We start from the raw sequence: 16,000 nt of genomic DNA, 5'->3' as shown, positions 1-16,000 counted from the left end.
TATGAGCAAGAAACTCGTAGATGTAACGCTGGATGAAAGCACCATTGTGCGCTGGAGTGCCGATATTGAGCACGAGCGCCGCATCGCCATCTATGATCTTCTTGAAGAAAACAGCTTTGATCTGGTTCAAACATCGGATCAAAGCTACGCAGGCCCCTATAAACTGCATTTGGGTATTATCGAAGGCAGGCTCGCTTTTGATGTGCAGGCAGAAGATCAAAGCCCATTGATGTCGTTCCGCTTGGCAGTTACACCATTCCGCCGGATTATCCGCGAATATTTCGCAATCTGTGACAGCTATTATGAAGCGATTAAATCTGCAAGCCCATCACAGATTGAAGCCATTGATATGGGCCGTCGCGGTCTCCATAACGAAGGTAGCGAACTACTGAAAGAACGGCTCGACGGCAAGATCGAGATTGATCACCAAACCGCAAGGCGGCTGTTTACCCTTGTATGTGTACTCCACTTAAAAGACGGACGAGGACCACGCTAATGACCAAGCTTAAAAGCATCCTCTTTGTCTGTAATCAGAATGCGGTAAGAAGCCCAATGGCCAGCGCCCTTGCTTCCAAGCACAGCAAACGCCGTGTGTTTGTAGAATCAAGTGGCTTAATCGCTGGCGCCCTTGATCCCTTCTCTGTTTCTGCAATGGCCGAAATCGGCATTGATATCGCGGACCATAACCCAAAAACACTTGCTGATGTGGATATCACCCTTTTTGATCTGGTGATTACACTTACAGAAGAAAGCCGGGATATGATCACCAACAAATACCCGGACGTGGCCCTGGAATTTTGGGCAACACCTGACCCATCAGACGCAGAAGGCAACCGTGATCAAGTGATGGATAGTTACCGTCTGGTGCGGGATCACCTTGAAACGCGAATCGCTGATCGCCTTCAATTCGAAGGCGCATAAGCAACTTTTGCGCTATTTCTCATCACTCCAATGATGCAAAAAAACCGCTGTTCGCAGATATTTAACCAATTTATTCTATATTTTTCATAGGAAATTGCAGCAAAGCTGTTGCAATTAAGCTTTAACGAGGCCATGAATATGGCCGAATTTGAAAGGGCCAAAGCCACAACAAGGAGCCATAATGGCAAAAGAAGAAGTACTCGAGATGCGCGGCACAGTTACAGAACTGCTGCCTAACGCAATGTTCCGTGTAAAGCTTGAGAATGACCACGAGATCCTCGGCCACACAGCTGGCAAGATGCGCAAAAACCGCATTCGTGTTCTAGCGGGCGATGACGTTCTCGTTGAAATGACACCTTACGACCTGACTAAAGGCCGTATCACATACCGCTTCAAATAAGCACTTCGGTGGCTGACGTGACCACCAAGCTTGTTGAACCGGGAGCTTCTCCAGTAGGTTTGATACTAGCGTCCGCATCTCCGCGGCGATTAGACCTGCTCGGCCAAATTGGCGTGACACCTTCCGCCATTATCCCCGCTGATATTAATGAAACCCCGTTTGACCGTGAGCTGCCGAAAGCCCACGCAGAACGGCTTGCGCATGAGAAAGCCGCCAAGGTTGCTGAAAGCAAAAGCGGTAACCTGATTTTGGCGGCTGACACAGTTGTTGCAGTAGGGAAACGCATCCTGCCCAAAGCAGAAGATGAAAGAACTGCGCGAGAGTGCCTTGCCTTGCTTTCAGGCAGACGGCACAAGGTAATCTCTGGTATTTCACTTATTTTGCCTTGCGGGAAACAGCTCACTAAATCCGTTTCCACTGTTGTTGCTTTCAAGCGCCTCTCTCACGAGGATACAGAGCGCTATATCACAAGCGGCGAATGGGACGGCAAAGCAGGCGGATATGCCATTCAGGGTCTGGGCGCTACATTTGTGCGCTTTATTTCAGGCTCATACAGCAATGTGGTAGGCTTGCCGCTCTTTGAAGTAGGCGGTTGGCTGAACGCACATATGGAAACACACCCATAATGAACAACGGTTTTACCATTATTGAACCCGGTATTGGCCAGTGGCGCAGTGCTGATATTGATGCTGACGAACTGCCAGTTGCACTGCGCTTTCATGAAAGCGTTGCTATCAGCCCCTTGGAGGCTGTGTTCGACGCTCGTGTAACCAATGTAGATCATGCTCTGGACATGGCATTCCTTGATTTAGGAAACGGCCTGATGGGTGCCCTTAATTTTCGCCGGGCAAGGCTTCTCGTGAAAGGGCAAGTAGGCGGCATTGGTGACTGCGTTCAGGAAGGCCAAGCCCTAAGGGTGCAGGTGATAGCTGAACCTTCTTCCATTGAAGACGGCAAAGCGCTGAGTGTGAGCGTACGTCCACGGATCACAGGCCGCTATCTGGTGGTGGAAACAGGTGGTGCGCGCCTCAATTTCTCAAAGGACCTGCCACCGCGTACGCTAAAGGCACTGAGGGAAGGCCTAAGCCCGTTTGCTGCGAATGCAGCTATCATCGTGCGCTCCCGTGCTGTGGATATTGATCCCAAAGCGGTAATAGCTGAGGCCAAACGTCTAACAGAGGCTTTAAGCAGCCTTGTTGGTGAACCTGGCCTTGTGTTCAGCTACTCTGAAGCGGAACGCGCCCTTCTTAGTGCTCCAGACAGCGATCTGCCTATTATGATTGAAGGCGGTAGTTTTGCGGCTGATGTGAAAAAGCTCGCAAAATCCCAGTGGCCTGACCTGCTACCGCGCATCAAAGGTTATGACGGCAAAAATGCCTTCGAAGAATTAGGCGTGAACGAATCGATCGAAGAATCGCTGGCTGACCGTATTGACCTGCCGTCTGGCGGTTGGATTTCCATCACACCAACACCTGCCATGACAGTGGTTGATGTGAATATGGGTAGTGCACTCAAGCATATGAATGCGGGAGAAGCTAAGCTTATAGTGAATATGGAAGCTACAATGGCCATCGCTCACCACCTGCAATTTCAGGACATTGGCGGCCTTATTGTGGTGGATTATATTGATATGTCTGGCAAAGGGCATGCGCGGGAGCTGATGCAGCTTATAGAACGCACCATGCGGGAAGACCGGGTACCTGTTCAGCACACAGGTATATCCACCTTCGGGCTTGTTGAGTTTACCCGCAAGCGCAGTGGCTTGTCTCTCCGTGACCGGATGCAGCGGCAGCGCACACCTGTAGCACGAGATATGGCAACAGCCCTGGATACACTCCAGAAAGCGCAAGCGGCTGGTCTTTCTGCTGAACCCGGAAAACTGGTGATTAAACTGCCACAAAATGCCATGAGCTGGTTAATTACAAACGATTCTCTTCTGGATGCTCTTGAAGCAAGCACTCAGCGCCAGCTTGATATCAGCCCCGGTGAAAAAACAGAGGTTTATATCCGTCATGACTGAAGCCAAAAAACAGGGCGCAAAATGCCCTCAATGCAACAAACCAACAGATCATAAATTCCGCCCTTTTTGCTCAAAACGCTGCGCAGACGTGGATTTAGGCAAGTGGTTCTCTGAAGGGTATGTGCTTCCGGGCGATACGGAAATCCCCGATGAGTTGGTTGAAGAATAGCGTCTCAGGCTTTTAAAGCAGCGCCTCAGAAAAATAATCGCAAAAAAAATGTAATAGGTGCTGGACAGGGGTCAAAATATTAGCTAAACACCCCCTCGCACCTCGGGGCACCCACCCGAGAATATTATGTGCCCGGGTAGCTCAGGGGTAGAGCAGCGGATTGAAAATCCGCGTGTCGGTGGTTCAAATCCGCCCCCGGGCACCATTTAAAAAAGCCAGTCTTCGGACTGGCTTTTTTGTTGGCTACAATTCTCTTTCAGAAGGCTTATCCTTCAAGCCCTTTTACCAGCACACACTCTCCCTGCGTCTCAACCTTTTGGAGCGGCAACAAACCAGCAACAACTGGATCCAGCTTTCTCAGGAAACCATCAACCTCCGCTGTAAAACAGCCCACTTTCCCCAGTTCCGCATTTAATGGCATATGCTTTAAGCTCACAGATATAAGCCCCGCATAACCACCATAGCTTAGTACCTTTTTGACGAATTTCTCGCTTTGTGCACAAGCCGTTACTGTATGAATAGAACACACTGCCAAGAACGGCGGAATTTGAGCTTTAAGGGCATAGAACGGAGACGCCTTTTTTAAATACTCCGGGTCAGTGCCAAAGTTTCTCTCATAAAATTCAGAATGATTGGGAGGTGTGAATTTCTCAACAATATCATAGCCGGTGATATCCAACGATACCGTTCCAAGAAGCGGCTTCAACAGTTTCGCTGCACCAGTGCTATATTGCGCAGATACAAGTGAGACCAGATGCGCCCCAGCGGAATGCCCCATCAAGATGACTTTTGCGGGATCACTACCCCACACATGCGCTTGTTTTTGAGCAAACAGCAAGGCCGCCGCAACATCACTCGCCTGTGTCACCGGATCAGCCTCCGGCAGGGTACGGTAATTGGTAGAGGCAAAGACAAACCCCTTTTCCACCCAATGGGCGATCTTGTTATCCACCTCGCCTGAATTGGCCTTATCCCCGCCTCTCCAGCCGCCGCCATGCACCATAAATATCATAGGGGCCCCATTGGCACCCTCAGGTATATAAACGTCCATGGTTTGTGCAGTATGCTGGCCATAGTCGATATCTGATAAGGTTTTCATTTCAGGCGAAGCCCCGTAAGCGCTACTAGCGATGAACAGCAACACTAAACACAAGGCTGATTTGAAGGAACAAAACATGATGTTTCTCTTTCTTCTAACATTAAACTATTTGAAACTTCAGGCAGAAAGCTGCCTTTGAAATGGACTTAAGAGAAACCTGAACGAAACAGCGCGCGAAACCTTGCCTGTACCGCAGGGTGCACCTCCCACATTGACAACAGGCATGATAAAAGTGTGTAGTTCCCGCTATTCGGGATGGCTTCGTATTATATGCGCTATCTGCGGCTGGTACATTTCCGAAAGGATCGATCATTCAGTGTTCCAGTATCCATTACTCAACAAAGAAGCACCCACTTCTGGACTGAGTGCCCACAGATACTGGCGACGGAATGGAAAATAGTCGTGTCCCGAGCATGAGTTTTTATGAGTATTTATGATGACCGTTAAAAATAACCACATTGGCGGGCAAGGAATTTCAGGATAATGCGCTGGCAACTGGAAAACTTTGAGTTCGATCAACAAAAAAATCTGCTCACAGGGCCGAACGGCCAAGAGCGCCTGGAGCCTAAAACAGCCGCTCTCCTTAGCTTCTTCATCGCGCACAACGGCAAAGACATCAGCAGGGATGATCTGATAGCATCCGTGTGGCACGGTCAGATCGTCTCTGATCACGCCATTAACCGCGCCGTTTTGAATTTGCGTAAAGCTCTTGGCGATACAGAGAAAGCCAAACGTTTCATCATCACTATTCCGAAGGTGGGATACCGCTTTGTATGCAAGGCCCAGGAAGTTCAAGCAACAGTGGTTGTAGCACCTTCGCGTGCCGCCAATAGATTCTCTGTTTTCCATCTCAGCATCGCCGCTGTGCTGGTGCTGATCATCGGGTTTGTTGTTTACCAGATAAGCCAACCCACGCCGCAATCAGAGAGTATTCAGGTATCCCCGCTTGTCAGGTTAGACGGTATTCAATTCGATGTTGAACAGTCTAATAACGGTGAAATGCTGGCCTATTCTCGCAGAGTAGATAACCAGCCCGCAGAAATTCATTTACTCAAAAAAGGCGAAGCGGCCCCTGAGATCATCAGCCAACAGGGTGGTGACGCATCACTATCTCACTGGGCACCGGATGATAATCGGTTGGTTTATAAATATACAGCACCCGGAACCTGCCAATTGCATATGGTGGAGTTTCAGGTTGCCATTCCTCAAGCACCAAAGCCCATCTATGAATGCACCTCAGGACCAAACCTGAAAGCGCTAGCCTTCAACCGCGATGGTACAAAACTATTTTTCACAGAACGCGCCCACCGCTATGCGCCATTTATTCTCTATGAACTTGATTTGGACAATGACAGCAAGCGCCGCCTACCTCAGCCTTTACCATCAGGCATTGGCAACTATCATATTGATACCAACCCGCACACCGGACACCTTCTGCTAGTTGCCAACCAAACGAGCGAACATTCCAGTATTTTTGAGGTCAATCTGGCGGACAGTACATATTCCAAACTACTGGATATGGATTATGAATTACTCGCAGCCATCTGGAACCATGACGGCACAGGCATTATACACTCTGGCCCGCATCCCTCTCATCACCTGATAGAAACATTATTCGGCGGCAGCTCGCGTATTCTCGTGCCTGGCTCACGCCGTATTGGCGGCATGAAACGCCTCAGTAATGGGCGGGATTATCTTTTCGGATCTTATCTTAGCAATCATAATATCACGGTGAATGGTAAAGACTTTCTCAGCCTCAATTCTTCCGACATGGATTATCTTCCAACCTACTCCCGGAGCGGTGAGCAACTGGCGTTTATTTCAAGGCGCACCGGGGATGACATGTTATGGATCAAAGACCTGAACTCAGAGAATCTGTCTTCTGTAGAACTGCCACACGTAAGCCATTCTTTCATAAGTATCGATTGGGCAAATGATGATGCCCACATCCTTATCAATAGCAGCAGAGGAATCATTATCGTTGATTTAGCAGCTGGCAAAACCATTAAAACGCTGGAGACGGCAAAGCCCGCCCGTGCAGCGACATGGGCAGATGCATCTTCTATTTTCCATAGCCAATACTCGGAAAACCGCTGGCACTTATACCGCCAGAATATATTTACGGGGCAGAGAGACAGCCTGAGTGCACAGTGGGCCTTTGCATTTTCAGAACAGGATCATACCTTATATATTGACCAGAATATGCAGGCATTCCTGAATGCAACAACAGCAATTAACACGGCAGAATGCAGCTCGCCCCTGCATAATAGTATCCTGACATACCGCCTCTCGGGGCAGAATTTATACTGCCTTGATAAAAACAACCAAACCCAACTGCGCCTTCTCAGCGATATGCAAACATCAACACTGCTGAACACCCATGTTGGGCCTATGCGGTATTATTCCATCTCCAACGGGAATATCGCCACATCTCGGTTTGTGCAAAAAACCAGTGATATTATGCGCACAACTATCACTGCAAATACTCACTGAAGAAAATAATCTCTTGCGCCCCAAAAAAGCCGGCCGACAGACTGGCTTTTTTATTGGCTATTCTTCATTCCCATAAGCTGGTATGCACTGCCTTTCATTTTATGGGGGACTTTATCAAATGCATCTAAAAACAGCTGTATTCATTTTCATTGCTGGCCTTGGTATTTCAGAAACCGGGAAAGCGAATGAATGTAAGGCTAACCTTGTGGAATACACACAGACCTCCAAAGCAATTCTTGCGGATAGTGACCAAGTCGCATCCATTGTCGAAAACATACATCTGGAAAAAAGAAGCTCAGTAGCTTTTTACTGTAAGGCAACCAAAAACCTGCCTACCGCAATGGAAATTTCATCTCGTGCACTAGATGGGCTCAAAAAACTAAATCAGGTTAAAGATAAGGTGCAGACCAACTGCCCTGCAAACATATCGGCAAAAGTAAACGCTGGCGTTCAACAACTTACCGAATTTCTTCAAGAAGAAAATAAAAGGCTTCAGCCTATAGCAAAACGGCATCAGGATTTGTGTAACTGATGTTTCGCCATAGCGATACACTAATAATGAAGAAACCTTCTTTCGTATCAGTGTCCAACCTAGAACAGTAATTAAAGAACACCCTTCAGACAGTGAAATGAACAAATACTGTTGAGGGACAGTCTACAAACTCAGAAATCAGCGATTGATATTCTTTCCCATTTATGTCTTTAGCAAAAGCCAACACGCTAACCTCATAATTAGGCATCACTCTTACCTCCGTACGCAAGGCAAAAATGCAATCTAAAGTTATATTATGGCTTTTCAAAAGCTCCGGCATCCGTTTTTTCCAGAGCTTAATACTTTTAGCAATTCTACCACAAAATGGTGGTTCCTCCGACAACCAATCAATACAAATCGCCTCGCCTTGATTGGCTCGTGCAAGCTTAGCCAAATCTCTCATCACAAAGCCATCGTCTATGTAATTATTATAACTTACAAAAGAATGGGTAAAATTATGGGAAAATGATTTAATGTTCTTAAGTTTCATGATTCATCCAATTCGAAGGTAAATATACTCAGGTATTCTCTTTCGCCCTATCTCCTAAAATATTTCGTCAAATCAAAATCATCAGGGATCAGCGAGGCCGAACGGTGTTACCGGCCTGCGGATATCGTCTGAGAGTAGTGAACGGCCAATAGGTGGTTCCGCGCGGGCAAGGCAGCCCGCTCGGTGACAAAGGCGGCAATTGATCCCGATAGGTGTTGGCTTCACGGCAGCTATATCCACACTTTTTGTATAGACCAAGTGAGAGGCATGCTGGGATGCACAGCAAAGAGCCACGGCCCGTTCCACCTGTGGTTTGCCGTAACCACCGCCACCCGCCGTAACTGTGCGTACGATCGAGAAGAACTTCTCCCCGTCAGGCAGCTCCACCCACTGGGTAAGGAGCTTACGGGGGCTTGAGAAAGCACCGTGGAGGCTCCACAGCGGGCACGAGCCACCATGCCGCGCAAACGGGAAACCGGCCCCGTCCAGCCGCTTCGAAACATTACCTGCAGCATCAACCCGAATGAAAAAGAAAGGCACCCCTTCCTGTCCTGGTTTCTGTAGTGTGGTAAGCCGATGCGCCACTTGCTCAAAACTAGCGCCAAACTGGCGGCCAAGCGCTTCGATATCATAATGCCGGTCTTTGGCAGCACGCACGAACTTGCTGTAAGGCATCATAATCGCGCCTGCAGCGTAATTAGCCAGCGCCCGGCGAGTGAGCTTCTCCCCCGTTTCAGTTTCAAAGCTGGTGCCCGCAAGGATTTCACCAATCACATCGTTCATCTCAAGATACACGACCTGTAGTGCAAGCTGGAAAGTAGCACTGGCGCCATCAAGCGATTCTTCAAGCACAATTTCCCGCCGGTGCATATCAAACCGGCGCGTAAAACCCATCATCACATCAGATGGCAATCGCCTGACCCGCAAGCGTTGGTCGTTGAAATATTTCTCAAAGCCCCCTGCCCGGCTCACATGCTGGGCCAGTTCCTCGGCCGGGCCATCAATTTCAGCGAAATAGTTTTTTCGCGCAGCTAAGAAACGCCGTGCTTCGCTCACAGGATCAGGCCCCGAGGAATCACCACCAGTTTGGTCCGCCAGCGCAAGCTGACCTTCCTGATAAGCGGTATAGAGCCGCATCACTGCCTCAGCTGTTGCAGGGAAAGTGCTGCCAAAATCCTGAATCTCAAGTGGCGAAAGATCAAGGTCCGCAAAGAGAGGGGCCTTAAAAGCTGAAGAAAGCTGGGCATGGAAATCATCCCCAGCACCGCGTGCCAGCGAAGCGATATCTATTCTGTAAATATCCGCAAGCTTTAGAAGCATGGAAGCTGTTACAGGCCGCTGGTTGTTTTCGATAAGCGCGATATAGGATGGAGAAACATCCAGATCTTCCGCCATCACAACCTGCGTTAAACCAAGGTCCCGTCTAAGGCGGCGAATCCTTGGCCCCATAAATGTGCTGCGTTCTGTGCTCATCGCCAGCTCCATCATTACATATGTATTCTTACAAATCTTACAACATTACAAAATATTTTGTAAGATTTTACAAGTTCACTTTTTACTGCGGGTCAAAAGGCAAAAAAACACATACCGTTTCTTTAAAGGCAGATCAGCCGCCCATTTTCAGCGGCAATTTGGATTTGTGTAGATTTGTGTAACGGAGAGAAACAATGCCTTACGACAATAATTCTGGAATTTCAGGCGGTAACAATACTATGAATTACCAAAGCGACATCAAAAACGTTCAGGACCTTATCAAAAGTTATGAAGGTACTTGGGATGGTATTGATGCCGAGGCCGTAGTCCGCATGCGCGCCCAGAATCGTTTCCATACAGGCCTTGACATTGCCCGTTACACCGCAAGCATCATGCGCCGCGATATGGCTGCTTATGATGCAGATCCAGCGAACTACACACAGTCCCTTGGTTGCTGGCACGGCTTTATCGGTCAGCAGAAGATGATCTCAATTAAAAAGCATTTCGGCAGTACAAAGGGCCGCTATCTATATTTATCTGGCTGGATGGTTGCTGCTCTGCGTTCCGAGTTTGGCCCACTGCCCGACCAAAGTATGCACGAAAAAACATCTGTGCCTGCACTGATTGAAGAACTGTACACATTCCTGAAACAAGCTGATGCCCGCGAGCTTGGCGGCCTTTTCCGTGATCTGGACGCAGCACGCGGCGCTGGCAATGCGGCGCTTGAGCAGGAAATTCAAGGCAAGATTGATAATTTCCAAACCCATGTTGTGCCAATTATCGCTGATATTGACGCGGGCTTTGGTAACGCAGAAGCAACATACCTTCTTGCAAAGAAAATGATCGAGGCAGGTGCTTGTGCGCTTCAAATCGAAAACCAGGTGTCTGACGAAAAGCAGTGTGGTCACCAGGACGGTAAAGTAACTGTTCCTCACGAAGATTTTCTCGCTAAAGTGCGGGCATGCCGCTATGCCTTCCTTGAAATGGGCGTGGATGACGGCATCGTTGTTACCCGCACTGACAGCCTCGGTGCTGGCCTTACAAAACAGATTGCGGTTTCCAAAGAGCCGGGCGATCTGGGTGACCAGTACAACAGCTTCCTTGACTGCGAAGAAGTGGCGGCAACCGATCTGAATTCAAATGATGTTGTAATTAACCGCGATGGTAAATTGATGCGCCCTAAACGCCTGCCGTCTAACCTGTTCCAGTTCAAGCCGGGCACTGGCGAAGACCGATGTGTTCTTGACTGTATCACATCGCTTCAAAATGGTGCTGACCTTCTGTGGATTGAAACCGAGAAACCACATGTTGAGCAAATCGCAGGCATGGTTGACCGTATCCGTGATGTAATTCCAAATGCAAAGCTGGTTTATAACAATTCACCATCCTTTAACTGGACCCTGAATTTCCGCCAGCAGGTGTTTGATGCATGGACAGAAGAAGGCAAGGATATGTCTGCCTATGACCGTGCGAACCTGATGAGTGTGGATTATGATGATACAGAACTGGCTGCAGCGGCTGACGAGAAGATCCGCACCTTCCAGCGAGACGGTTCAAAGCGGGCTGGTATCTTCCACCACCTGATCACGCTGCCAACATACCACACAGCTGCGCTGTCTACAGATAATCTTGCGAAGCGCTACTTCGGCGATGAAGCAATGCTTGGGTACGTGAAACAAGTTCAGCGCGAAGAAATTCGCCAAGGCATCGCTTGTGTAAAACACCAGAACATGGCTGGTTCAGATATTGGTGATGACCATAAAGAATATTTCGCTGGTGAAGCTGCTCTGAAGGCAGCTGGTGAAGACAACACCATGAACCAGTTCGGTTAATAAGCCCTGCAATACCCAAAACTGCCGCTTTCCCTAATTTGGGGGAAGCGGTTTTTTTATGAGATCTAAACCATAGTAAAATAAGCGGCGCAAAAACATCACACAACTTGTGAAAGCGCATGCTCCTTGCTCGAAACGATTTGTAAAAACAAACTCAAGCACCTACGTTCAGCACAAAGCAGAACAACTGCTTACTAATAAACATATGCGATGCGAGGAAAATTGAACTATGAAACGCTTCAAGCACATTGCTTGCAGCCTGATGCTTATTGCTGGTTTCAGTGCTCAGGCTCATTCTCAAGATACTACAGACAAAAACACTGCTTTCATCGAAGGCGCAGAAGCTATCATTCAGGGCTACACGGAAAGTGGCTGGTTTACAGGCACTGTTGCCATTTATAAAGATGATCAGATTATCTTTGATAAGAGCTACGGCCTCGCTGATATTGAAAATAACATAGCGAACCAAAGCAATACAAAAATCCGTATTGGCTCAATCAACAAGCATATTACTGCCGCTATCCTTCTTCGCATGGTGCAAGACGGCAAGTTAACCCTGGAAGATACACTGGCAAAATTTGATCTCGGGTTTCCTGCTGAGGTTGCGAACAAAATCACGGTAAGACAGCTTCTCTCTCACCGCTCTGGCTTCGCGGATATCTTCAATGATGAATATTACCGCACCTATAAATCCCTCAAAAACATTCAGGATAAATTACCGCTTTTAATGGATAAGCCACTGCTTTCAGAGCCGGGTACAAAGCGAGAGTATTCCAACTATAATTATATCGTTTTGGGCGCGATTATTGAGAAAATATCCGGTCAGGATTTCGCAAGCGTTCTCAAGCAAGAAATCCTTTCCAAAATTGGTGCAAACGATACCGAATATGCGCTCACAGAAGATGTAACTGGCAAAGCGCTCAGCTACAGCACTACTATGACTGGCAAGAAAGTTGACCGCACAGCAATGCTGGAAAATGTAACACCGGACGGCGGCATGTATTCCACGCCTTCTGATCTCGCGCGCTTCTATTCTCACCTGTTCTATGAGAACACGATCCTGAATGATGAAATGAAGGCAGTGCTCGGTAACCACTACCAGAAACGCGATCGAAAATGGGAAGAAATCAAAGCAAACCCAGACAATATCTGGAGTTCCTATGGCGGAGGCCCGGGCGTTAGTGCTGCCGTTGAAGTGCTATTCAAAGACAAGCTGTTCATCATTGTTTTAGCAAACACAGATCAACTAGTTGCAGAACGGATTTCACAGCGCATTGCCGACCTTCACCAAGGTAAAACACCAGAACCAGCTCTATTACCACTTGGTTTCTTTGCGTATCTTTACATAGAGAAAAACGGTATTGAAGCCTTCAGCGAGAAGTTTGAAACCGCCATCAAAGAAGCGGGCTATAAGGATTATTCAGATCGCTGGTTGAACCATTTGGGCTTTATACTTTGGGACGAAGGTGAACAGGACATGTCATTGGCGGTTCTTAAGAAAAACGTGGAACTGTTCCCTACTGTGGCCAATGCCTTTGATAGCCTGGGACTGATCTACGAGCGCCTCGGCAACAAAGACGCAGCTATTGCCAACTACAGGAAAACGCTCGAACTGGATGAAAGCTTCACCTCTGCCAAAGAAGGCATTGAACGGCTTTCAGCCTCCTAGAACCCGCAGAACATCAAGAACCACCTTTCCTGTCTGGGAAGGTGGTCTTTCGCCTTGACCTGATAATCGCCTCTGGTATTCACTAAGCGTTGATACTTGAGGGGGATTTCATTGTTTGAAGAATTAGGGTTTCGCGGCAAATGGCGTGCATATCAAGCACGTGTACTAGATGAACTTGATAGCCATCTGGATGATCAACATCTCCATGTTGTAGCGGCACCTGGTTCAGGCAAAACCACGCTGGGGTTAGAGGTTCTTATCAGGCTTCAGAAACCAAGCCTTATTTTAGCGCCGTCCCTTACCATACGAGACCAATGGGTAAGCCGCCTGAAAGAAGCTTTCGCACCAGAGACCTATGATGTTGATCAGATAATCAGCCGCGATCTCAGGCAATCCAAACCGCTTATCTTTATCACCTACCAAGCTCTCCATGCTGCAATGACGGGAAAGGTAGCTCAGGATGAAGAAGACTATGCAGAGGAAGAAGAAACAAACGGCCAATCGAAACCGGAAAAAATTGACGTTATCAAAACCCTGAAAAAGGTTGGCACGCACACCATTGTGCTGGATGAAGCACACCATCTTCGCAAAGAATGGTGGGCCGTTTTAACCAAGGTAAAAAAAGGGTTGGGCAAACCTACAATGCTCTCGCTCACTGCTACACCTCCCTATGATGTAGAATATAGCGAATGGCAGCGATACGAGGAGCTATGTGGTCCGGTCGACACAGAAATTTCCGTGCCTGAACTCGTAAAGCGCGGCGATCTTTGTCCCCATCAGGATTATGTTTATTTTTCTGAACCCAGAGGCTTGGAAGCAGATCAACTTGAAAATTTCAAGACCGAGGTTGCGCTAGCTACCAAAGAACTACTCACATGTGCGAGTTTTGAGAAAGCCATCTCCAGCCATCCCTGGCTGAAAGTTGCGGAAGAAGATTTCGAAGCCATCCTCGCTGATCCTAAGATGTTTTCCGCACTGATCATTTATTTCAATACAATTGGCTACCCACCATCAAGAAATGCTTTAAAATTACTGGGCGCAGAAAAAGAAAAGATACCAACCTTAACGCCAGAATGGTTGGAAATTTTCCTTACAGGTGTTTTCTTTACCCAGCGGGATTTTCTTTCTGAACATGAGGAAACGCTCACCCGGTGGCAAAAACGCTTTCAAAAAATAGGCTGTATTGAACGCTGCCGCGTAACCATTACAGATACCAAAGAAACCAGCAAACTGTTGGCCAACAGCGTTAGCAAACTCGCCAGTATTGTCGCCATTGCAGAGGCCGAAGCTAAAAATATGGGCGATGATCTTCGGATGGTCGTTCTGACGAATTACATTCGTTTGAAAGAATTACCCTCAGGCCCAGATGATAAACGTCCCATGAGCAAATTGGGCGTGGTGCCAATTTTTGAACACTTGCGGCAACATCTTACCTCCGGTGTTAAACTAGGCATTCTTACGGGTTCACTGATAGTTGCACCAAAAAGCGCTTCCTCACTCATGCCCCAAATTCTTCAGCAATTGGAAATCCCTGAAGCAGCGCTAAAGGTAAAGCCTCTGCATCACACACCAGATTATCTGGAGGTTTCACTAGAGGGCCGGTTTAGCACACAGCAAGTTGCTTTTGTCACCGCACTATTCCGCTTGGGCGGCGTGACTTGCCTTGTCGGAACACAGGCACTGCTTGGAGAAGGCTGGGACGCCCCCAGCGTGAACACGCTGATACTTGCATCCAATATCGGGTCCTTCATGCTCTCTAACCAGATGCGTGGCAGAGCAATCAGGATAGATCGTTCTTCCCCGGAAAAAGCATCAAATATATGGCACCTCGCCGCAATTGAACGAGAAACACTGAAGGAACTTCTTAAGAAGGAATTCGTCAACGCCCTGAAGGGGTACAGACCACCGATCAAAACTGTTTCACCGTTCGAAGACCTGAATGTAAAACTTGGGCCAGACATGCAAATTTTGAAACGCCGTTTCAGAGCGTTTGAAGGCATTTCTCTTGGCGATATACCTCTTATCCAAAATGGTATTCGGCGCCTGAACCTGAAGGATGCTAAGTGGACTACAAACGGGCTGCAGCAACTGAATGAACGTATGCTTGAGGAAGCTGCTGACAGAGGTGCCTTAAAGATAAAATGGGATCAATCCCTCCAAGGCAAAAACCCCCGGCCAGAAATGCGGGAGGCTACATCCGCTAACTATGCTCCTAAAAGTCTAGCCTTTATGGACACTCTTAAAGCACTTGCTTTCCAAGGTGCTATGGGCGGTGTTTTCTGGGGCGCATCCGTGTTGCAGGATATTACGCAGAACCTCAAATACTCACTTATGGGGGCTATTGGTGTGGGCATGCTCGTCGCTGCACCGAAGCTGATCACTGCACTATATGTTTTCCTACGGAACGGCAGCCTGGAAGGAAGCATGAAGCAGGTTGGCCACGCAGTACTTGATACGCTATATCAAGCAGACATCATCCGTACCGCGCCAAAGAACATTGAACTACGCACCACCAAACAATCAGACGGCACAGTGCGCTGCCATATTCTCGGGGCCAGCAACCCTGAACGCCACCAGTTCAACACCGCAATGGCGCAAGCGCTTGGCCCTGTTGATAACGACCGCTATATCCTTGTCCGGAACTCATTCTTAGGCAGCATGCTCCGTGTTGATTACCACCCGGTGCCCCATGCATTCGCCAAACACAAGAAAACAGCGGCCTTTTACCAGAAGTGCTGGAACAGGTATGTGGGGAAGTCTGCACTGGTTTATACACGCACCCCAAAAGGACGGCAGCTACTTCTAAAAGCACGGTTTAAATCCACCGCCGCCTACTTCCAGAAGAAAACAGATATCAACAGTACCTGGGAATAAACGCCCTTATAGATATGTTGCCGCCCTT

The 16,000-nt window shown here is 48.1% G+C and carries 14 protein-coding genes and 1 tRNA gene; 12 read left to right on the top strand and 3 right to left on the bottom strand.

Annotated features, from left to right (window positions below; translation table 11 throughout):
• Position 1: 1 nt before the first annotated feature.
• The 7 genes from KFE96_RS03545 (at position 2) to KFE96_RS03515 (ending at position 3,715) form a co-directional block, all read left to right on the top strand.
• Entirely contained in the window at positions 2-496 is a 495-nt protein-coding gene (locus tag KFE96_RS03545) for a UPF0262 family protein (protein ID WP_255834632.1), read from the top strand.
• Entirely contained in the window at positions 496-921 is a 426-nt protein-coding gene (locus KFE96_RS03540) for an arsenate reductase ArsC (RefSeq protein WP_255834631.1), read from the top strand. The genes KFE96_RS03545 and KFE96_RS03540 overlap by 1 nt, the downstream gene beginning before the upstream one ends.
• 181 nt (positions 922-1,102) lie before the next feature.
• The gene (infA, locus tag KFE96_RS03535) at positions 1,103-1,321 is read left to right on the top strand and encodes a translation initiation factor IF-1 (protein WP_247020891.1); all 219 of its coding nucleotides are present in this window, start codon (positions 1,103-1,105) and stop codon (positions 1,319-1,321) included.
• Positions 1,322-1,338: 17 nt separating this feature from the next.
• The gene (locus KFE96_RS03530; RefSeq protein WP_255834630.1) at positions 1,339-1,947 is read left to right on the top strand and encodes a nucleoside triphosphate pyrophosphatase; all 609 of its coding nucleotides are present in this window, start codon (positions 1,339-1,341) and stop codon (positions 1,945-1,947) included.
• The gene (locus KFE96_RS03525) at positions 1,947-3,341 is read left to right on the top strand and encodes a ribonuclease E/G (protein ID WP_255834629.1); all 1,395 of its coding nucleotides are present in this window, start codon (positions 1,947-1,949) and stop codon (positions 3,339-3,341) included. The genes KFE96_RS03530 and KFE96_RS03525 overlap by 1 nt, the downstream gene beginning before the upstream one ends.
• The gene (locus tag KFE96_RS03520) at positions 3,334-3,510 is read left to right on the top strand and encodes a DNA gyrase inhibitor YacG (protein ID WP_255834628.1); all 177 of its coding nucleotides are present in this window, start codon (positions 3,334-3,336) and stop codon (positions 3,508-3,510) included. Before KFE96_RS03525 ends, KFE96_RS03520 begins: the two co-directional genes overlap by 8 nt.
• Positions 3,511-3,640: 130 nt before the next feature.
• A tRNA-Phe gene (locus tag KFE96_RS03515) sits at positions 3,641-3,715 on the top strand.
• Positions 3,716-3,775: 60 nt separating this feature from the next.
• On the opposite strand, the gene KFE96_RS03510 is transcribed toward KFE96_RS03515, so the two are convergent.
• Positions 3,776-4,609: an alpha/beta hydrolase gene (locus tag KFE96_RS03510; protein ID WP_255834627.1), complete on the bottom strand. Its 834-nt coding sequence runs from the start codon at positions 4,607-4,609 to the stop codon at positions 3,776-3,778.
• A gap of 483 nt (positions 4,610-5,092) precedes the next feature.
• On the opposite strand from KFE96_RS03510, the gene KFE96_RS03505 reads away from it, so the two are divergent.
• Positions 5,093-7,102 (top strand): winged helix-turn-helix domain-containing protein, encoded by a 2,010-nt coding sequence (locus tag KFE96_RS03505; protein WP_255834626.1) that lies wholly within the window; start codon positions 5,093-5,095, stop codon positions 7,100-7,102.
• Positions 7,103-7,220: 118 nt separating this feature from the next.
• Complete coding sequence (locus KFE96_RS03500) at positions 7,221-7,634, top strand: hypothetical protein (RefSeq protein ID WP_255834625.1); 414 nt, start codon at positions 7,221-7,223, stop codon at positions 7,632-7,634.
• Between the two features lie 85 nt (positions 7,635-7,719).
• Here KFE96_RS03500 and KFE96_RS03495 read toward each other — a convergent pair whose 3' ends face one another.
• Together KFE96_RS03495 and KFE96_RS03490 are read right to left on the bottom strand one after the other, a co-directional pair.
• On the bottom strand, positions 7,720-8,124 hold the full coding sequence (locus KFE96_RS03495; protein WP_255834623.1) for a hypothetical protein: 405 nt from the start codon (positions 8,122-8,124) through the stop codon (positions 7,720-7,722).
• 81 nt (positions 8,125-8,205) lie between these two features.
• The gene (locus KFE96_RS03490; RefSeq protein WP_255834622.1) at positions 8,206-9,597 is read right to left on the bottom strand and encodes a short-chain fatty acyl-CoA regulator family protein; all 1,392 of its coding nucleotides are present in this window, start codon (positions 9,595-9,597) and stop codon (positions 8,206-8,208) included.
• A 239-nt stretch (positions 9,598-9,836) separates the two neighbouring features.
• Between KFE96_RS03490 and KFE96_RS03485 the strand changes: the two genes are divergently transcribed.
• From KFE96_RS03485 to KFE96_RS03475, 3 genes are all read left to right on the top strand, one after another.
• Entirely contained in the window at positions 9,837-11,429 is a 1,593-nt protein-coding gene (locus KFE96_RS03485) for an isocitrate lyase (protein WP_370650557.1), read from the top strand.
• Between the two features lie 229 nt (positions 11,430-11,658).
• Positions 11,659-13,098 (top strand): beta-lactamase family protein, encoded by a 1,440-nt coding sequence (locus KFE96_RS03480; RefSeq protein WP_255834620.1) that lies wholly within the window; start codon positions 11,659-11,661, stop codon positions 13,096-13,098.
• A 111-nt stretch (positions 13,099-13,209) separates the two neighbouring features.
• A complete protein-coding gene (locus KFE96_RS03475) occupies positions 13,210-15,972 on the top strand; it encodes a DEAD/DEAH box helicase family protein (RefSeq protein ID WP_255834619.1) in 2,763 nt (920 codons plus the stop codon).
• Positions 15,973-16,000 lie beyond the last annotated feature (28 nt).

The organism is Kordiimonas sp. SCSIO 12603, assembly GCF_024398035.1.
Lineage (GTDB): Bacteria > Pseudomonadota > Alphaproteobacteria > Sphingomonadales > Kordiimonadaceae > Kordiimonas.
Note: the sequence above shows the minus strand (reverse complement) of the source record. Positions and strands in the feature narration are given on the sequence as shown.